The following is an 18,496-nucleotide window of genomic DNA, read 5'->3' on the forward strand; positions in this document are numbered from 1 at the left end:
TGGCCGCGGCGGCGATAGGTCAGGCGATGGATCAGCCACGGGTAGCCGTGGAAGGCGAACACCACCGGCTTGTCGGTGGTGAAGATCGACTCGTACTCGTGGTCGTCCAGGCCGTGCGGGTGCTCGCTCTTCGGTTGCAGCGTCATCAGGTCGACGACGTTGACGAAGCGCACCTTGAGGTCGGGGAAGTGCTGGCGCAGCAGATCGGTGGCGGCCAAGGCCTCCATGGTCGGCACGTCGCCGGCGCAGGCGAGGACCACGTCCGGCTCGGCGCCGGCATCGGTCGAGGCCCAATCCCAGATGCCCACGCCCTTGGTGCAGTGCTTGACCGCCTGGTCGATGGTCAGGTACTGCAGCGCGGGCTGTTTGCCGGCCACCACCACGTTGACGTAGTGGCGCGAGCGCAAGCACTGGTCGGTGGTGACCAGCAGCATGTTGGCGTCGGCCGGCAGGTAGACGCGGATCACCTCGGCGCGCTTGTTGACGACGTGGTCGAGGAAGCCTGGGTCCTGGTGGCTGAAGCCGTTGTGGTCCTGGCGCCAGACGTGGCTGGTCAGCAAATAGTTCAACGACGGCAACGGACGGCGCCAGGGGATGTCCAGCGTGGTCTTCAGCCATTTGGCGTGCTGGTTGAACATCGAGTCGATGACGTGGATGAAGGCCTCGTAGCAGCTGAAGAAGCCATGACGGCCAGTGAGCAGATAGCCTTCGAGCCAGCCCTGGCAGGTATGCTCGGACAGGATTTCCATCACACGGCCGTCGGTTGCGAGGTGGTCGTTGGTTTCGTCCTCGGGCTTATAGTCGGCCATCCACACCTTCGAACTGGCATCGAGCACGTCATTCCAACGGTTGGAGGCGGTCTCGTCCGGGCCGAAGATACGGAAGTTCTGGGCGTCGTGGTTGTCGCGCATCACATCGCGCAGGAACTTGCCCATCACGCGGGTGGCTTCGGCCACCTTGTTGCCCGGCTTGTCGAAGTGCACGGCGTATTGGTGGAAGTCGGGCATCTTCAGATCGCGCGAAACCAGGCCATGCACGTGCGGATTGGCGCTCATGCGCAATTCGCCGTGCGGCGCCAGCGCCGCCAGTTCCGGGCGCAGGGCGCCGCCCTCGGTGAACAGCTCTTCCGGTTTATAGCTCTTCAGCCAGGTTTCCAGCGCTTGAATGTGCTCCGGCGTCATATCGGAGAACGGCACTTGGTGGCTGCGCCAGTAACCCTCGACCTTCTTGCCGTCGATTTCCTTCGGGCCGGTCCAGCCCTTCGGCGTCTTGAGGATGATCATCGGCCATTTCGGGCGCGACAACGGTTTGCCGGCCTTATCCTCGCGCTGGGCGCGCGCCTTGATGGCGGCGATCTCGTCCATGATGCCGTCGAGGGTGGCGGCCATCTTGCGGTGAATGGCGGCGAAGTCGTCCGGGTCTTTGCCGATGTCGACGTAGTGCGGTTGGTAACCGTAGCCCTCGAACAACTTGGTCAATTCGTCGGTCGACAAGCGCGCGAGCACGGTCGGATTGGCGATCTTGTAGCCATTGAGATGCAGGATCGGCAGCACCACCCCGTCGCGCAGCGGGTTGAGAAACTTATTCGAGTGCCAGCTGGTGGCCAGCGGACCGGTTTCCGCCTCGCCATCGCCGACGACGCAGGCGGCGATCAGGCCGGGGTTGTCGAACACCGCGCCATAGGCGTGCGAGATCGAATAACCCAGCTCGCCGCCTTCGTGCATCGAGCCAGGGGTTTCCGGCGCCACGTGCGACGGGATGCCGCCAGGAAAGGAGAATTGCTTGCACAGCTTGCGCAGACCGTCATAGTCCTGCGACACGTTCGGGTACACCTCGGAGTAGCTGCCTTCCAGCCAGCTGTTGGCCACCAGACCCGGTCCGCCATGCCCAGGACCGGTGATGTAGATCATCGGCTGCTTGCGTGCGCTGATGACACGGTTGAGGTGGACATAAATGAAATTCAGGCCAGGGGTGGTGCCCCAGTGGCCCATCAGCCGCGGCTTGATGTGCTCGCGCTTGAGCGGCTTATGCAGGAGCGGGTTGTCCAGCAGGTAGATTTGGCTGACGGAGAGGTAGTTGGCGGCGCGCCAATAGGCGTGCATTTTATCCATCAGCGGTTTGCCGAGTTGTGCCATGAAATGTCCCGAAGTTGTGCTTGTGAGCGCCTACCCGGTGTGACGGTAGGATGAAAATCCAGTATAGGACGAGCGACTTGTCTCTCTATGATGCAAATCAACTGGATGATGTATCTTTACATAAAGACAATTGCCCGAACGAAAAAAATCGCCAAAATGGGCGATTTTTTTGGTGAACGCGTCGATGAACAGGGTAAAACGAACTTTGGAATGATTTTTTTGGCTGCAAAAACCGAAAATTGGATCAATGCCGCTCAGCGCGGCAAGCTAAAAATGGCCTTTTCGAGTGGCTTTTGCTCAACGGCGCCAATCCAGTGCTGTGAAATTGCGCCATTTTTGTCGATTAGCAGCGTGAAGGGCACGTTTATACCTGGATCGCCCAGGGTTGGCAGTAAATCTGTGGTATTTTCGTCGCCAAGCCAGATTGGATAGTGAATTTTTTGCTGTTGGATGAAGGGAATGACGGCTTTTTTGTCGTCTAGCGCGATCCCGATCACTTCGACCCCGCGGTTTTTCCACTTCTGCCGTAAGGCGTCCAGCATCGGCATCTCCTTGCGGCAGGGACCGCACCAGGTGCCCCAGAAATTGACCAGCACCGTCTTGCCGCGCAAATCGGCCAGCTTGACCGCATGGCCATTCAGATCGGTGAACGCCGTGTTGTCGAGCGGCCCGGCCTGCGTCATGCAGGACACAAAGAGCAGCGCGCTGGCGGTGAGGCGAAGGGAATGAAGGGTTTGCGGCATGGCATTCTCTGACACGTAAGGGGTGGCACACGGACCGGCCCGTGGGGCTGGCAAGGTGTTAAAATGACATTTGTTTGAAGAATGCGTTCAATCATAGCGGCCCTAAATGCGTCATGCGAGTGCTGCAATGATTGTTTGTCATGTTGCCAGGGTTGAATATCCCGAGGTCAACCCCAACAACACAGGTTGGTCTTTATTCTTCTCTGAGGAGGGCTTCATGCCCATACCGCATCTGTCGAACGTGCAAAACGGCCCGCTGCTCGAACTCGAACGCCGCATCTTGGAAGCTCAGCCGCAGATCGAGCATTGGTTCCGCAGCCAATGGTGCGCGCATGCCACGCCGTTTTACGGTTCGGTCGATCTGCGCAACAGCGGCTTCAAGCTGGCGCCGGTCGATATGAATATGTTCCCCGGCGGTTTCAACAATCTGAATACCGATATGACGCCGCTGGCGGTGCAAGCGGCGATGAGCGCGGTGGACAAGGTCTGCCCGGAAGCCAAGAGCATTCTGCTGATTCCCGAGAATCACACCCGCAATACCTATTATTTGCAAAACGTGGCGTCGCTGGTGCGCATCTTCGAGTTGGCCGGCCTCAAGGTGCGTCTCGGCTCGCTCAATCCCGAGATCACCGAGCCGACCGAATTCGTTGCGGCCAACGGCGTGCCGGTACGGCTCGAACCGGTACAACGGCGCGGCAATCGCCTGGTGCTCGCCGACGGCTTCAACCCCTGCATGGTGTTGCTGAACAACGATTTGTCCGGCGGTCTTCCGGCAATGCTGCAGAACATCGAACAGAATTTGATGCCCCCGCTGCACGCCGGCTGGGCGGTGCGACGCAAATCGCATCATTTCCAAGCCTATGACGCGGTGGCAAGCGAGTTTGCCCAACTGATTTCGATCGACCCGTGGCTGATCAACCCGCTGTTCGCGCATGCGGGCGGGCTCGACTTCCAGTCGCGCCAAGGCGAGCAGGTGCTCGCCGACACGGTGTCGGATTTGCTCGCACGCATCCGCGTCAAGTATCGCGAGCAGGGCATCGAACATGCGCCGTTCGTCATCGTCAAGGCGGACGCCGGTACGTACGGCATGGGCGTGATGAGCGTCAAGTCGCCGGAGGAGGTCATCGGGCTCAACCGCAAGGCGCGCAACAAGATGTCGGTGGTCAAGGAAGGCTTGGAAGTCTCCGAGGTGATCGTGCAGGAAGGTGTCTATACTTTCGAGACGGTCGAAGAGGCGGTGGCCGAGCCGGTGGTCTACATGATGGACCGTTATGTGATCGGCGGTTTCTATCGCGTGCACACCGGCCGCGGCATCGACGAGAACCTCAACGCGCCGGGTATGCATTTCGTGCCGCTCTCGTTCGAAACCGCGTGCCTGCCCGATCGCCAGGGGATGCCCGACTGCCCGCAAAACCGGTTCTATTCGTATGGTGTCATCGCCCGTCTAGCCTTGCTGGCCGGCGCGCGCGAACTGGAAGCCACCGACCCGGACAACGCATAAAGGAAGCACGATGAGAGTCCTGTTTATTGCCGACCCGCTGGACACGTTCAAGATCTACAAGGACACGACGTTCGCCATGATGCAGGAGGCGGCGCGGCGCGGACACGCGCTGTCGGTGGCTGAGGCAAAGAGTCTGGCGATGGAGGGCGGGCGCGTGATGGTCGACGCCACCAACCTGACGCTGACCGGCGAGCAGGACCCTTGGTACCGGTTGGGCGATTGCTACCGCCAGCCGCTCACCGGTTTCAACGCGGTGGTCATGCGTAAGGATCCGCCGTTCGATCTGGAGTATCTGTACACGTCGCAGCTCTTTACGCTGGCCGAACAGCAAGGCTGCAAGGTCTTTACCGGCGGTCAGGCGCTGCGCGACTTCAACGAGAAGCTGGCGATCCTGAATTTCCCCGACCTGATCGCGCCGACCATGGTCACGAGCGACATCGGCCGCTTGCATGCTTTCGTCAATCAGCACTTCGACGCCATCGTCAAGCCGCTGGACAGCATGGGCGGGGACAGCATCTTCCGGTTGCGGCCGGATGACGCCAATGTGAACGTGATTCTGGAAACCATCACCGAGCGGGGCGCCCGCACGGTGATGATTCAACGCTACATCCCGGAAATCCGCCACGGCGACAAACGGGTGCTGGTGATCGACGGTAAGCCGGTCGACTATTGCTTGGCGCGCATTCCCAAAGCGGGGGAAAACCGCGGCAACCTGGCTGCCGGCGGCCGTGGCGAGGTACGCGAGCTGAGCGCGCGCGACCGCGAAATCGCCGAGACGGTGGGGCCGGAGTTGAAGCGTCGCGGGATTTTGCTGGCCGGACTCGACGTGATCGGCGATTACCTGACGGAAATCAATATCACGAGTCCCACCTGCTTCCGCGAGATCATGGATCAAAGCGGCCTGAACGTGGCGGGCTTGTATATCGACGCGCTCGAGCGCGCTTTGTCACAGGCCTGAGGCATGGACATGAAAGACGGCGCCCCGCTGCGCGAGAGCCCGTTCAAGGGCAAGACCGGGATTGCCCGGCTCATCAATGCATTGGGCTATTCCTTCGACGGGCTTCGCGCCGCCTTCCGGCACGAGGATGCTTTCCGCCAGTTGGTGCTGCTCTCGGCGGTGCTGATTCCGCTGGCGTTCTTCGTCCATGCCGCGCCTTTGGCGCGCGCGCTGTTGATCGCCAGCTCGCTGGCGACGCTGATCATCGAGCTATTGAATTCGGCCATCGAGGCGGCCGTGGATCACACTTCGCTCGAGCGCCATCCGCTGGCCAAGCGCGCCAAGGACATGGGCAGCGCCGCGCAGCTGTTGGGTTTGATCAACTTGGCGGTGGTGTGGGGCGTGGTGCTGTTTGGGTAGGGAGTAGGGAGTAGGGAGTAGGGAGTAGGGAGTCGATGAGGAGGGGTTTCCGACTTCCCTCTCCCGACTCCCCACTCCCTTGTTTTTACTTCTCTTCCGGCGGCGTGATCACCTCGCTGTAGCCGCATTCCTTCTGCGGACAAACCTTCTCCGTGCCACGGCGCTTGGTGGTCTTGATGGTCAGAATCGGCCAGCCGCATTGCGGGCAGGGTTCCGCCACCGGCGGGTTCCAGGTCGCGTATTTGCACTTGGGGTAGGTGTTGCAGCTGTAAAACAGCTTACCGTAGCGGCTCTTGCGTTCGATCAGCGTGCCGGTCTTGCATTCCGGGCAGGTCACGCCGGTGTCGCGCGGCTTTTCCAACGGCTCGATGTGCTTGCACTTCGGGTAGTTGGCACAGCCGATGAATTTGCCGTACGGCCCCTTCTTGATCACCAGCTGGCCGCCATCGTCCGGGCAGAGGCGGCCTTCGAGAATTTCCGGCTCTTCCGGCTCGGCCGCTTGTTCGGCGGTTTCGTTCATGTTGCGCGTGTAGTCGCATTCCGGATAGCCGGAACAGCCGATAAAGCGGCCGCGCTTGCCGAAGCGGATCATCAGCGGCTTGCCGCACTTGGGGCAGGCCTCGTCCAGGCTTTCAGTGGTGACCTCGGCGCGCGAGATGGTTTCCTTCTCGGCGATCTGCTTGGAAAAGCCGTGCCAGAAGTGTTCCATCACCGGAATCCAGGCGCGCTGGCCGCCGGCGATCTCGTCGAGCTGGTCTTCCAGCTTGGCGGTAAAGTTATAGTCGACGTACTGGGCGAAGTGCTCGGTCAGAAATTTATTGACGATTTCGCCGGTGTCGGTCGGCATGAAGCGCTTCTTGTCCAGCGTGACGTACTCGCGGTCCTTGAGCGTGAAAATGATGCTGGCGTAGGTCGACGGCCGGCCGATGCCGAACTCTTCCAGCGCCTTGACCAGACTCGCTTCGGAAAACCGCGGCGGCGGCTGGGTGAAGTGCTGTTCGCCGTACAGTTTGTCGATCGGTAGGTCTTCACCGGTTTCCAGTAGCGGCAATTTGGCGTTGTCCTCGTCCTCGGCATCGTCGACGTCCTCTTCGTAGACGGCGAGGAAGCCGGCAAATACCTGTACCTGGCCCGTGGCGCGGAAGGTGCCGGGACCGACGCCGATGTCGACGCTGGTGGTGTCGAATTTGGCCGGGGCCATCTGGCATGCCAGCGTGCGCTTCCAGACCAGGTCGTACAGCTTGAACTGGTCGGCGGTCAAAAACGGCTTGACCGACTCCGGCGTGCGCAGGATCGAGGTGGGGCGGATCGCCTCGTGCGCTTCTTGCGCGTTTTTCGATTTGTTCTTGTAGGTGACCGGCTGCTTGGGCAGGAAATCGGCGTCGAAGTTGGCGCCGATGTATTCGCGGATTTCGGCCACGGCCTCATTGGCGAGCACCACGGCGTCGGTACGCATATAGGTGATCAGACCGACCGTGCCCTGGCCGATGTCGACCCCTTCGTACAGTTGCTGCGCGGTGCGCATCGTACGGTCGGTGGTCATGCCGAGCTTGCGCACGCCCTCCTGTTGCAGCGTCGACGTGGTGAACGGCGCGGCGGGATTGCGCGTTTTCTTTTTCTTCTCGATGTTGCCGACGATGGCCGGGTGGTTGGCGAGCCGCGCCAAGACGTCCTGATGGGTGGCGTCATTGGCGATGTCGAATTGATCGAGCTTCTTGCCGTCGCATTCGATCAGGCGGGCGCTGAATTTCTGCCGGCCCTTGTGACTGTCGAGATGCAGGCTCCAATACTCTTGCGCGACGAACGCGCGGATTTCATTCTCGCGCTCGCAGATCAGGCGCAGCGCCGGGCTTTGCACGCGACCTGCGGAGAGGCCGCGGCGGATTTTCTTCCACAATAGCGGCGACAGGTTGAAGCCGACCAGATAATCGAGCGCGCGGCGCGTCTGTTGGGCGTCGACCAGCGACTGCGACACCTCGCGCGGATGCTCGATGGCTTCCAGCACCGCGTTGCGGGTGATTTCGTGGAAGACCACGCGCTGCGCCGTCTTGCCCTTGAGCAGTTTTTTGCTGTCGAGAATTTGCACCAGATGCCAGGAAATGGCTTCGCCTTCGCGATCCGGGTCAGTTGCCAGATAAATGTTGTCGGCTTCCGCCACGGCCTTGACGATCGCGTCGACGTGTTTGGCGTTTTTCGGGATCAGCTGATACTTCATGGCGAAGTTCTTGGCGGGGTCGACGGCGCCATTCTTGGGCACCAGATCCCGAACGTGGCCGTAAGAGGCCAGCACCTCGAAGTCCTGGCCCAGATATTTCTTCAAAGTTTTCGCCTTGGATGGCGATTCGACGATCAAAAGGCTCGAAGGCATGTTCGTATTCTTTAGTTGGCCGGCCGCATGGTCCGGTGGCTTAGGCAGCTCTGAATGCTCAATATACGATGATTAAAAACAAAACAAGAGCGCCGTGTTGCGCTCTTGGATGCCATTTTTGCGGGCAAGCCCCGGAAAGCCGGCGATGGTATGCCGGCTGAGCCCGCTTGACAAGTCATTGCATGGTTGGTTCGCCATGCACCGCATCCAGGAGTTCTTCCCCCAGCAGGATCGGCAATTCCGCCTTCTGTACCCACAATACCATCAGCGCGACGAGCTTTGCCGAAGGCACCGTGATCTCGTCGTCGGTCAGCGCGAGCAGGCGGTCGATGACCATTTCCCGCTGCGCGCCCCCCAGCGCGCCATGATCCTCCAAGAACTGTAGCAGGCCGCGCACCTCTGCGGACAGCCGTTTTTGCTCAAGGTCGCTGTAGATGCGCATGCCGCTTGCATTGTCCGCCCCCGCGAACGCCCCGTCGGAAAAGCCGCAGAGGCTGTCGATCCAGTCGAGCGCGTCCTGAATTTCCTCGTTGTCGAAACCGGCCGCTTCCAACTGATGGGTCAGCAGCTTGCGGTCGTCGAACGCTTCCGGATCGCGATACTGTTCAAAGAGATAGGCGAGAACGTCAAACATGATGCAACTTCACTCTAAAGAGGCGGCTCGATCCGGCGGCGGATCGATACGTTGGAAACGACCACCGGGCAGGGATGCGATGCGGCCTTCCAACTCAAGCTGCAAGAGGATCGCGTAAAGCTCCGCCACAGTCAACCCAACTCTTGATACCAGTTCGTCCAGGCAAACGGCGTCAGACCCCATGGCATCAAGCAACGGATGGCCTGCCGCGGCTGTCGGCGCTGTGTCCGCCGCTGTGGCGTCGGGCAGACGGCCGACGACGTCGAGCACATCGTCGACCGTCTCGATCAATGCCGCGCCATCCTTGATCAGGCGATGGCAACCGCGTGCCCGGGCATGGTGGATGGAGCCGGGAATCGCCATGACGTCGCGCCCCGCGTCCGCGGCGAGGCGGGCGGTAATCAGCGAACCGGAGGCGATGCTGGCCTCGACGACCAGGCAGGCGGCGGACAGTCCGGCGATGATGCGGTTGCGTCGTGGGAAATGGGCTGCCAGCGGCCTTGCTCCGAGTGGAAACTCCGACAGAATCAGGCCTTCGCGCGCGAGCTGGCGGGCGAGTTCCCGGTGGCTGGCGGGGTAGACGCGGTCGATGCCGGTGCCGATGACCGCCACGCTGCTGGCCGCTGCATGGTCAAGGGCGCCGCGATGCGCGGCACCGTCGATGCCGCTGGCCAGTCCGCTGACGATGGTATAACCGTGGCGGGCGAGTGCCGCGGCAAAGTCGTGCGCGGTCGCGCAGGCCTGGGGCCCGGCGCTGCGGCTGCCGACGATGGCCAGCATCGGGCGGTCAAGCAGGCGGCGCCGTCCGAGGCCGAACAGCAGCGGCGGGGGCGACGCCGTTTGCGCGAGCGCGAGCGGATAGTCGGCATCGCATAGGGTGAGTAAAAAGGCCTCGTCCCCCCTTGCCCAGGCCAGCGCTTGTTCCACCGCCGGCCAAGCGGTCGCTTGCCGCAGCGCTGCGGCCGCAGCGGGGCGGATGATACGGCGCAATGCCGATAGCTCCGCCCGGCGCGCGGCGCCAAGGCTGCCGAACGTGTGCAGCAGCGCCAGCATGCCGGCCGAGCCCAGTCCGGGGGTCAGCGCCGCCAGCAACCAGTCGATCCGGTCTTGTTCCGGCGGGAAAGAATGGGGCTCGGTCATGGCTGCCTCGCTGCGAGTGGCGAATGTCGGGATATAATGCAAGTCGATGATGATCGAATTCGCCTGTGTCCGCCCTGCCGGGCGGCGGCGAAGCAACGTAATGGAGATGGATTGCCCCATGGCGCTATTGAATATCCTGCACTACCCGGACGAACGCCTGCACAAGGTGGCCAAGCCGATCGAGGCGGTGGACGACGAGGTGCGTCGGCTGATCGACGACATGGTTGAGACCATGTACGCCTCCAAGGGTGTTGGCCTGGCCGCGACGCAGGTCAACGTGCATCGCCGGCTGGTGGTGATCGACGTATCCGAGGAACGCGACGGCGCCACGGCCTACGTCAATCCGGAAATCATCGAAAAGCAGGGTGAAACCGAATACGAAGAGGGATGCCTGTCGGTGCCCGGCATCTATGAAACCGTTCGTCGCGCCGAACGCGTCAAGGTGCGCGCGCTCGATCGCGACGGCAAGGTGTTCGAAGCCGAAGCCGACGGGTTGCTCGCCATCTGCCTGCAGCACGAGATCGACCATCTCAACGGCAAGGTGTTCGTCGAATATCTGTCGACGCTGAAGCAAAACCGTATCCGCACCAAAATGAAAAAGCTGGAAAAGCGCACGCTGTAACCTCCCGCCGCAGGACTTGCCCATGAAACTGATCTTTGCCGGTACGCCGGATTTCGCCGCTTGCGCGCTGGAGGCGTTGCTCGCCGCCGGCCACGAGATTCCCTTGGTGCTGACGCAGCCGGACCGTCCGGCCGGCCGGGGCATGAAACTCAAACCCAGCGCGGTCAAGACCGTCGCGCTCGCGCACGGCTTGCGCGTCGAACAGCCGCCGACGCTGAAAACCCCCGAAGCGCAGGCGCTGCTCAGCGCCATCGGCGCCGAGGTGATGGTGGTGGCGGCGTATGGCCTGCTTCTGCCGCAAGCGGTGCTGGATATCCCGCCGCGCGGCTGCTTGAACATCCACGGCTCGCTCTTGCCCGCCTGGCGCGGCGCGGCGCCGGTACAGCGCGCCATCCAGGCCGGCGACAAGCAAAGCGGCATCACCATCATGCAGATGGATGCCGGATTGGATACCGGCGCCATGCTGTCGTCGCATCCGCTCGACATCGACCCGCTGGAGACGAGCGGCACGTTGTTCGCCCGGTTGACCCGGCTGGGCGCCGAGGCCATCGTCGACGCGCTCGCGCGGCTCGACGCGCTGACGCCGGTGCCGCAACCGGCCGAAGGCGTCAGCTATGCCCACAAGATCAGCAAGCAGGAAGCATTGGTCGATTGGACGCACCCGGCCGAGGCGGTTGCGCGCATGATCCGCGCCTTTAATCCGGCGCCGGGCGCCCATACCTCGATGGATGGCGAGCCGCTCAAGCTGTGGATGGCCGAGGCGATGCCGGGGGACGCCGAACCGGGGCGGATCGTGCACGCCGACGCGGATGGCGTGCTGATCGGCTGCGGCGCGGGGCTGGTGCGCGTCAGCGAGCTGCAGGCGCCGGGCGCGCGCCGCCTGACGGCGCGCGAATTCCTCGCCGGTCATCCCGCGTTGACGGGAACCCGCTTGGGATAAGGCACTCCAACGTAGGACTTTTTACGGAGGAACGATAGGCAATGAACAACTGGTTGAAAACCACGGTATTGATGGCGGCGATCATCGCGCTCTTTGGACTGATCGGCGGCATGATCGGCGGCAAGAGCGGCATGTTGCTGGCGTTGCTGTTCGGTGGCGCCATGAATCTGTTCGCCTATTGGAACGCCGATAAAATGGTGTTGCGTATGTACAACGCTCAGGAGGTCGATCAACGTACGGCGCCGGAGTTCTACGGCCTCGTGGCGGAGTTGGCGGGCCGGGCCGGATTGCCGATGCCGCGGGTGTACGTGATCCATGAGGACCAGCCCAATGCCTTCGCCACCGGCCGCAACCCCGAGCATGCCGCCGTGGCGGCCACCACCGGCATCATCCGCATGCTCGATCGACGCGAGCTGCGCGGCGTGATGGCGCATGAGCTGGCGCACGTGCGCCACCGCGACATCCTGATCTCGACCATCAGCGCCACCGTCGCCGGCGCCATTGCCGCGCTGGCCAACTTCGCGCTGTTCTTCGGCGGGCGCGACGAGAATGGCCGTCCGGTCAATCCGCTCGCCGGCATCCTGATCGCCTTGCTGGCGCCGTTGGCGGCAAGCTTGATCCAAATGGCGATTTCACGCTCGCGCGAGTTCGATGCCGACCGAGGCGGCGCCGAGATTTCCGGCGACCCGCTCGCACTGGCGTCGGCGCTACGCAAAATAGAGTATTATGCGCAGGGCCTGCCGTTTGCCACGGCAGAAGCGCACCCCGCCACCGCTCAGATGATGATCATCAACCCGCTTTCCGGCGGCGGCGGGGTAAGCGACTTGTTTCGCACGCATCCGCGCACCGAAGAGCGCATCGCCCGCCTGACCGAGATGGCGCGCGGCATACGTTAGCGGTTCGGCGCCGGGCGCGCCCAGCGAAACCGTTGGCCCCTTGGGGCCGAGATCGGGCCACAGCAAGGTTTTACCGGCTGTGGCCCGACTATTTGAGAAGGGTTATGCACCGCATTCAGGAATTGGCCGCACAGGCGGTCGAACAGGTTGCCGCCGGCACGAATCTGACCGAGGCGCTGGCCGCATGCTGGCGCGCCGCGCCGGATCTGACGCCGCAAGAGCGCGGCGCCATCCAAGATATCACGTTCGGCGTGATGCGCCATTGGGCCGAGCTGCGCCTGGTGTTGCGCCAACTGGTGCCCAATACGATTCCGCTGCCGTTTCTTGAACATCTGCTGGTGGTGGCGCTCTATCAGCTCTATTACAGCCGAGCGGCGCAGTATGCGGTGGTCAACGAGGCCGTGCGCCTTGCCGGCACGCAGGCACGCGGCCGGTTCAAGGGGCTCGTCAATGGCGTGCTGCGCAACGCGCTACGCCAACGCGAAACACTGATGCAGGCGGTGGCGGCGCAGGAAGAGGCCCATCACAATCATCCCGGGTGGTGGCTCGCGGCGCTGCGCCGGCATTACCCCAGCGAATGGCAGGCGATTGTCGATGCCGACAATGGCCATCCGCCGATGACGTTGCGGCTCAATCGACGCCGCGCCGACATGACGACATATCTGGCGCAACTGCAGGATGCGGGTATCGCGGCACAAGCGCTTGACGAAAACGCGGTGCGTCTCCTGCAGCCGATGCCGGTACGCCAGCTGCCGGGTTTCGCGGAAGGGGTCGTCTCGGTGCAGGATTGGGGCGCGCAGAAAGCCGCGCTTTGGCTGGATTTGGCCGACGGTCAGCGCGTGTTGGACGCCTGCGCGGCACCGGGCGGCAAGACGTGCCACATGCTGGAGCTGGCCGATCTGGATTTGACCGCGCTCGACATCGACGCGGCGCGATTGGCGCGGGTAGGGGACAATCTCACCCGTCTGGGCCTGACCGCCCGGCTCGGTGTCGGCGACGCCGCCTTGCCGCAGGGGTGGTGGGACGGGCGGCCATTCGACCGTATTCTGGCCGACGTGCCGTGCAGCGCCTCCGGTGTGGTGCGCCGTCACCCGGACATCCGCTGGCTGCGGCGGCCGGACGATTTCGCCACCTTGGCGCGCCAGCAGTCGCACATGCTGGATGCGCTTTGGTCTTTACTCGCATCGGGCGGTAAAATGCTTTACGCTACGTGCTCGATTTATCCAGAAGAAAATTCGCAGCAATTGTCGGCTTTCTTGCAGCGCCGCGCGGATGCGTGTTGCCTGGGCCAGGAACAACTGCTGCCTAACGAATGCCATGACGGCTTTTATTACGCGCTGCTTGAGAAACGTTAGCTGGCTCGTGTGCCTGCTGCTTTGTCTGACCCAGCTTGCCTGGGCCGACAACGTCAGTGCCCGTCGCGCCGAGGCCGAGCTCGTCGACGGGCAGCTCGCCATCAGCACGCGTTTTGGCGTCAAACTGCCTGCCGGTCTGGGCGAGGCGCTCACACAGGGCGTCCCGTTGACCTTTCGTCTCGAGTTCGAGCTGACGCGCCCGCGCACCACCGCCTATTATCTGGACATCAGCCAGTGGTTCTCTCCGCATGCCAGCATGACCTTCAAATTGTCCTATCAGCCGTTGACTGACCGCTATCGCGTGGCGATCGGCTCTTTCTCCAGCTATTACAGCAACCTCAACGATGCCATGCGCGCCGTCGGCGCCATCCAGAGCTGGCGGGTGCTCAATCCCGGAACGCTGTCGGGCGAGTCGCCCGACCAAGTCGCCGGCCGCGTGCGGCTGGTGCTCGACATCAGCGAGCTGCCCAAGCCGTTTCAGTTGAACGCGCTGGGCTCCGCCGATTGGACCCTCGCTTCCAATTGGGTCGGCCTGGATATGAAGGGGCGCAATTAATGCCTTACGCCGTGATCTCCGTTGCATCGATCGCGGCGATTCTGCTGTATTTGCTGGCGTTCGCCACCGGCAGCACCAGCCGTCTGGAAGCCTATTATTGGTGGGTCTTCGGCCTGAATACCCTGCTGTTGGCGGCGTTGGTGGGGGTGGTGGGCCGGCAGCTGCTGCGTTTGCGCGCACGGGTTAAAAGCCGGATGTTCGGCGCCAAACTGACCCAGAAGCTTGTGGGCATGTTTGCGCTGGTGGCGCTGGTGCCTGGCGTGCTGATCTTCACCATTTCCGCGCAGTTTCTCACCGGCAGCATCGAAAGCTGGTTCGACGTGCGGGTCGAATCCGCGCTAGACCGGGGTCTTTCGCTGGGGCGCAATGCGCTCGGCTTCGTGCTGCAGGATGTCAGCCGCAAGGGCCGGGTGGTTGAGGAGAATATCCAGGGACTGCCCGATGGCGCGTTGCCGGGCAAGCTCGACATCATGCGCGCGGAGCTCGCGTTGCGCCAAATCGCGGTGTACGACCGCGACGGGCGGCTGTTGGCCTATTCCGGCGAGCCGGGGGTCCGTTTGCCGTCTCCTCCGACGCGCGATGCGCTTCGCTCGCTCGGCCCGATGCAGTCGGCGGACAGTGTCGAGAACGAGAACCAAAGCGGACTGTTGCTGAAGGTGCTGCTCGGATACCGCATGCCTGACGATAGCGTGCGCGTGTTGATGGTGCAGCAAAGCGCGCCGGAAAGCATCGCGCGCGATGCCGACCTGATCGAGAGCGCCCGCTCCGATTATCGAGGCCTGCTGTTCAACCGGCACGGGCTGAAAACCTTTTACATGCTGACGCTGGCGCTGGCGTTTCTGCTGGCGGTGACCCTCGCGTTGGCTTTCGCGCTGTTCTTGTCGGAGCGCTTCTCCGCGCCGCTGTTGGAACTCGCCGCCGCCACGCGCGCGGTGGCGCAGGGCGACTTTTCCCGGCGCCACCCGGTTTATCGCCGCGACGAGCTGGGCATGTTGACCTCGATGTTCAACCGCATGACCCGGCAACTGGACGAGGCGCGCCAGCTGGCGGACGAAAACCATCGGCAGCTGGAGGCCAGCAAGGTCTATCTGGAGAGTATTCTGGCCAACTTGTCGGCCGGGGTGATCGCGTTTGACGCCGCCTGGCGGCTGCGCGCGTTCAACATCAGCGCCGAACACATCCTGAACGTCGATTTCGACGCGTTGAGCAAGCTCCCCTTTACCGCTTGGCCCAGCCAGATTCCCAGTTTGCTGACGTTGGTGGATACCGTGGCGACACAGGCCGGCGACACCTCCCGGCGCGATTGGCAGCTGCAGCTCGATTACCCCACGGCGCTGGGCGAGCGCGCGCTGCTGATTCGCGGCGCACGCCTCTCCGAATTGAGCAATGCCGGTTATGTGCTGGTGTTCGACGACATCACCGATTTGGCGCGGGCGCAGCGTGACGCCGCCTGGGGCGAGGTGGCCAAACGGCTGGCGCATGAAATCCGCAATCCGCTGACGCCGATTCAATTATCGGCGGAACGGCTGGCGATGAAGCTGGCCGATAAGCTATCCCCGGGGGATGCGGAAATTCTGCATCGCGCGACGGATACCATCGTCAATCAGGTCACGGCGCTCAAGGGAATGGTCGACGCATTCCGCGATTATGCCCGTTCACCCCGAACCAAATTACAAAAGCTTGATGTAAATGAGGTGATTCGTGAGGTCATGACGCTTTACGAATCCAATCCTGCTGTTAAGATTGACCTTTCCGACGGCCCGCTGATGATCATGGGGGACGCGGCGTTATTACGGCAGGTTTTGCATAATTTATTGCAAAACGCCCAAGACGCAGTTCTTGACGCCGAAAACCCGATGATTCAAATTAGCAGCCGACTAGAAGGAAGAAACGTGCATGTTTGTGTGGAAGATAACGGTATGGGTTTCGCCACCGATATTCTTCCCCGGGCATTCGAACCTTATGTGACGAACAAGTCCAAGGGCACCGGTCTGGGACTTGCCGTGGTGAAGAAGATCGTGGAAGAGCATCAAGGACAGATCATTCTCGGCAATGCTGAACATCGAGGCGCACGTATTCTTCTCATCTTGCCAATGCTGGAGGCCTAAGCGTGCGTAGCAGCGACATTTTGATTGTGGACGATGAAATCGGTATCCGCGAACTGCTGTCCGAGATCCTTCAAGACGAGGGTTATACGGTGGCATTGGCGGAAAACGCCGAGGTCGCCAGACAGCTTCGAAACCAGACGCGTCCGGCGCTCGTGTTGTTGGACATCTGGATGCCCGATTGCGATGGCGTTACGCTGCTGAAGGAATGGGCCAAGTCCGGGCATCTGAACATGCCGGTGGTGATGATGTCCGGCCATGCCAGCATCGACACCGCGGTCGAGGCCACCCGCATCGGCGCCTTCGATTTTCTGGAAAAACCGATCGCCCTGCAAAAGCTGTTGAGCACGGTGCAGCGCGCGCTCAAATACGGCGACATGCAAGCCAATACCTCGCTCAACCTCGACAAGCTGGGCAAGAGCGAGCCGGTGCAAGAGCTCAAGCGCCAGTTGGAGCGCGTCGCCAAAGTGCGCTCGCCGGTGCTGATGACCGGCGAGTCAGGTTCCGGTTTCGAGCTGGTGGCGCGCTTCTTTCATCAGGGCAACACCCCATGGGTGACCCCCGCCAAGCCCGAGCAACTGGCTGACGCGCCGCTCGAACTGCTGCAAAAGGCGAACAACGGCGTGCTGTTCCTGCCGGAGATCGGCCAATACAACCGCCGGGTGCAGCAAGGCTTGCTGTTCCTGCTGTCGAAACTCGACCGTTTCAACGTCCGGCTGATCTGTTCGTGCAGCCGCCCGCTGCAGGAGCTGCTGGTCGATCCGGAGTGCGATAACCGCCTGCTCACCGCGTTGTCGAGCGTGATCGTGCCGATTCCGCCTTTGCGCGAACATGCCGAAGACATCATCTTCATTGCCGAGCAGATTCTGACCGAACTCGTCGAGTCCAAGCAGGTGCCGGCGCGCAAGCTGACCACCGCTGCGCTCAACGCGCTGCGCCAATACGATTGGCCCGGCAATCTGGAGCAATTGCGCAGCATCATCAAGAGCTTGGCGCTGACCGCCGAGTCCGACGACATCGATGCCCCGGCGGTCAATAAAGTGTTGGCGCAGTTCCGCCACGAGAAACCGATCGAGGAGACCGGCTTCGATTTCAATTTGCCTTTGCGCGAGCTGCGCGAGCAATTGGAACGCCGCTATTTCGAGTACCACATCTCGTTGGAAAACGGCAATATGAGCCGCGTGGCGCAAAAGGTCGGTCTGGAGCGCACGCACTTGTATCGCAAGCTGAAACAACTGGGCATCAAGTTTTCGCGCCGCGCCGCCGAAGAGTGATGCAGCCCTAGTCCCCTTCACGCCGCTGACCGACAGGCAGCGGCGTTGTCATGAGAATGGCAGACCATGGAATTGGACGATAACGCGCTATTGCGCTACAGCCGACACATCCTGTTGCCGCAGATCGACGTGCCCGGCCAGCGCCGGCTCAGCGCCGGCCGCGCGCTGGTCATCGGTGCCGGCGGGCTGGGGTCGCCGGTGGTGCTGTACCTGGCCAGCGCTGGTGTCGGCCACATCACCATCGCCGATGACGATCATGTCGAGCTGAGCAACCTGCAGCGGCAAGTGGCGCATGACATGGCGAGCGTGGGACAACCCAAGGCCGAGTCGGCGCGCGCGCACATGCTGGCGCTCAATCCCGATATCGAAGTGGTGGCGTTGTGTCGCCGTTTGGACGGGGATGACTTGCGCCGGCTCGTGGCGAACCACGACGTGGTGCTGGATTGTTCGGACAATTTCGCCACGCGTCATGCGGTCAACCGCGCGGCGGTTGCCGCCCGGGTGCCGCTCGTCAGCGGCGCGGCGGTGCGCTTCGATGGCCAACTGGCAGTATTCGACAGCCGGCAGGCCGAAAGTCCTTGCTACCATTGCCTGTTTCCCGAAGCGGGCCCGGCGACCGATGGCCCTTGCGCCACCTTTGGCGTGCTGGCGCCGCTGGTTGGCGTGATGGGCAGCCTACAGGCCGCCGAGGCCATCAAACTGCTGGTGGGATTGCCGGTGCCTTGGGGGCAACTGACGCTATACGACGCCTTGGCAGGAAGCTTCCGCCAGCTCAAAGTGCCGCGCGATCCCGGTTGCCCGGTGTGCGGCTAGGGCCTGTCTGCAGACTATTTGTGAACTGCGCTGGCCTGGTAAATGGCCAGATGCTAG

The 18,496-nt window shown here is 62.3% G+C and carries 16 protein-coding genes; 11 read left to right on the forward strand and 5 right to left on the reverse strand.

The genetic code is table 11. The features are described 5' to 3' along the window. Positions 1-2,135 (reverse strand): phosphoketolase (locus JOZ06_RS13060; protein WP_293233104.1); only part of this gene is annotated, 2,135 nt, incomplete at its 3' end. Positions 2,136-2,389: 254 nt separating this feature from the next. Continuing rightward, positions 2,390-2,878, reverse strand: coding sequence for a TlpA disulfide reductase family protein (locus tag JOZ06_RS13065; protein WP_293233106.1), 489 nt, complete (start codon positions 2,876-2,878; stop codon positions 2,390-2,392). 217 nt (positions 2,879-3,095) lie between these two features. On the opposite strand from JOZ06_RS13065, the gene gshA reads away from it, so the two are divergent. From gshA to JOZ06_RS13080, 3 genes are read left to right on the forward strand one after another with little or no spacing between them, the layout of a single operon-like run. After that, a complete protein-coding gene (gene gshA / locus JOZ06_RS13070; RefSeq protein WP_293233108.1) occupies positions 3,096-4,379 on the forward strand; it encodes a glutamate--cysteine ligase in 1,284 nt (427 codons plus the stop codon). Between the two features lie 10 nt (positions 4,380-4,389). Then, a complete protein-coding gene (gene gshB / locus JOZ06_RS13075) occupies positions 4,390-5,337 on the forward strand; it encodes a glutathione synthase (RefSeq protein ID WP_293233110.1) in 948 nt (315 codons plus the stop codon). A gap of 9 nt (positions 5,338-5,346) precedes the next feature. Then, positions 5,347-5,736: a diacylglycerol kinase gene (locus tag JOZ06_RS13080; protein ID WP_293233112.1), complete on the forward strand. Its 390-nt coding sequence runs from the start codon at positions 5,347-5,349 to the stop codon at positions 5,734-5,736. An 85-nt stretch (positions 5,737-5,821) separates the two neighbouring features. On the opposite strand, the gene topA is transcribed toward JOZ06_RS13080, so the two are convergent. From topA to dprA, 3 genes are all read right to left on the reverse strand, one after another. Beyond that, a complete protein-coding gene (gene topA / locus JOZ06_RS13085; RefSeq protein ID WP_293233114.1) occupies positions 5,822-8,104 on the reverse strand; it encodes a type I DNA topoisomerase in 2,283 nt (760 codons plus the stop codon). A gap of 175 nt (positions 8,105-8,279) precedes the next feature. Continuing rightward, positions 8,280-8,738, reverse strand: coding sequence for a DUF494 family protein (locus JOZ06_RS13090; protein WP_293233116.1), 459 nt, complete (start codon positions 8,736-8,738; stop codon positions 8,280-8,282). 9 nt (positions 8,739-8,747) lie between these two features. Continuing rightward, positions 8,748-9,878: a DNA-processing protein DprA gene (gene dprA / locus JOZ06_RS13095; protein WP_293233118.1), complete on the reverse strand. Its 1,131-nt coding sequence runs from the start codon at positions 9,876-9,878 to the stop codon at positions 8,748-8,750. A gap of 118 nt (positions 9,879-9,996) precedes the next feature. Here dprA and def point away from each other — a divergent pair, with 118 nt between their 5' ends. From def to moeB, 8 genes are all read left to right on the forward strand, one after another. Beyond that, complete coding sequence (gene def / locus JOZ06_RS13100) at positions 9,997-10,500, forward strand: peptide deformylase (RefSeq protein WP_293233120.1); 504 nt, start codon at positions 9,997-9,999, stop codon at positions 10,498-10,500. A gap of 22 nt (positions 10,501-10,522) precedes the next feature. After that, entirely contained in the window at positions 10,523-11,440 is a 918-nt protein-coding gene (gene fmt, locus JOZ06_RS13105) for a methionyl-tRNA formyltransferase (RefSeq protein WP_293233122.1), read from the forward strand. Positions 11,441-11,481: 41 nt separating this feature from the next. Beyond that, entirely contained in the window at positions 11,482-12,336 is an 855-nt protein-coding gene (gene htpX, locus JOZ06_RS13110) for a zinc metalloprotease HtpX (protein ID WP_293233124.1), read from the forward strand. Between the two features lie 104 nt (positions 12,337-12,440). Further along, positions 12,441-13,691 carry a 16S rRNA (cytosine(967)-C(5))-methyltransferase RsmB gene (gene rsmB, locus JOZ06_RS13115; protein WP_293233126.1) on the forward strand — a complete coding sequence of 417 codons (1,251 nt, stop codon included), beginning with the start codon at positions 12,441-12,443 and terminating at the stop codon, positions 13,689-13,691. Beyond that, complete coding sequence (locus JOZ06_RS13120; protein ID WP_293233128.1) at positions 13,654-14,247, forward strand: DUF4390 domain-containing protein; 594 nt, start codon at positions 13,654-13,656, stop codon at positions 14,245-14,247. The genes rsmB and JOZ06_RS13120 overlap by 38 nt, the downstream gene beginning before the upstream one ends. Continuing rightward, positions 14,247-16,355 (forward strand): ATP-binding protein, encoded by a 2,109-nt coding sequence (locus tag JOZ06_RS13125; RefSeq protein WP_293233130.1) that lies wholly within the window; start codon positions 14,247-14,249, stop codon positions 16,353-16,355. The genes JOZ06_RS13120 and JOZ06_RS13125 overlap by 1 nt, the downstream gene beginning before the upstream one ends. A gap of 2 nt (positions 16,356-16,357) precedes the next feature. Further along, the gene (locus JOZ06_RS13130; protein ID WP_293233132.1) at positions 16,358-17,626 is read left to right on the forward strand and encodes a sigma-54 dependent transcriptional regulator; all 1,269 of its coding nucleotides are present in this window, start codon (positions 16,358-16,360) and stop codon (positions 17,624-17,626) included. A 66-nt stretch (positions 17,627-17,692) separates the two neighbouring features. Further along, a complete protein-coding gene (gene moeB / locus JOZ06_RS13135; RefSeq protein WP_293233134.1) occupies positions 17,693-18,439 on the forward strand; it encodes a molybdopterin-synthase adenylyltransferase MoeB in 747 nt (248 codons plus the stop codon). Positions 18,440-18,496 lie beyond the last annotated feature (57 nt).

The sequence above is a fragment of the Paludibacterium sp. genome (assembly GCF_019232825.1).
Taxonomy (GTDB): Bacteria; Pseudomonadota; Gammaproteobacteria; order Burkholderiales; family Chromobacteriaceae; genus Paludibacterium.

Excerpts from the sequence above, each read along its gene's own strand:
- topA (WP_293233114.1), bottom strand. The coding sequence starts at position 8,104 with ATGCCTTCGAGCCTTTTGATCGTCGAATCGCCATCCAAGGCGAAAACT.
- gshA (WP_293233108.1), top strand. The coding sequence starts at position 3,096 with ATGCCCATACCGCATCTGTCGAACGTGCAAAACGGCCCGCTGCTCGAA.
- fmt (WP_293233122.1), top strand. The coding sequence starts at position 10,523 with ATGAAACTGATCTTTGCCGGTACGCCGGATTTCGCCGCTTGCGCGCTG.
- gshB (WP_293233110.1), top strand. The coding sequence starts at position 4,390 with ATGAGAGTCCTGTTTATTGCCGACCCGCTGGACACGTTCAAGATCTAC.
- moeB (WP_293233134.1), top strand. The coding sequence starts at position 17,693 with ATGGAATTGGACGATAACGCGCTATTGCGCTACAGCCGACACATCCTG.
- rsmB (WP_293233126.1), top strand. The coding sequence starts at position 12,441 with ATGCACCGCATTCAGGAATTGGCCGCACAGGCGGTCGAACAGGTTGCC.
- htpX (WP_293233124.1), top strand. The coding sequence starts at position 11,482 with ATGAACAACTGGTTGAAAACCACGGTATTGATGGCGGCGATCATCGCG.
- JOZ06_RS13120 (WP_293233128.1), top strand. The coding sequence starts at position 13,654 with ATGACGGCTTTTATTACGCGCTGCTTGAGAAACGTTAGCTGGCTCGTG.
- JOZ06_RS13090 (WP_293233116.1), bottom strand. The coding sequence starts at position 8,738 with ATGTTTGACGTTCTCGCCTATCTCTTTGAACAGTATCGCGATCCGGAA.
- JOZ06_RS13065 (WP_293233106.1), bottom strand. The coding sequence starts at position 2,878 with ATGCCGCAAACCCTTCATTCCCTTCGCCTCACCGCCAGCGCGCTGCTC.
- JOZ06_RS13125 (WP_293233130.1), top strand. The coding sequence starts at position 14,247 with ATGCCTTACGCCGTGATCTCCGTTGCATCGATCGCGGCGATTCTGCTG.
- def (WP_293233120.1), top strand. The coding sequence starts at position 9,997 with ATGGCGCTATTGAATATCCTGCACTACCCGGACGAACGCCTGCACAAG.
- JOZ06_RS13080 (WP_293233112.1), top strand. The coding sequence starts at position 5,347 with ATGAAAGACGGCGCCCCGCTGCGCGAGAGCCCGTTCAAGGGCAAGACC.
- dprA (WP_293233118.1), bottom strand. The coding sequence starts at position 9,878 with ATGACCGAGCCCCATTCTTTCCCGCCGGAACAAGACCGGATCGACTGG.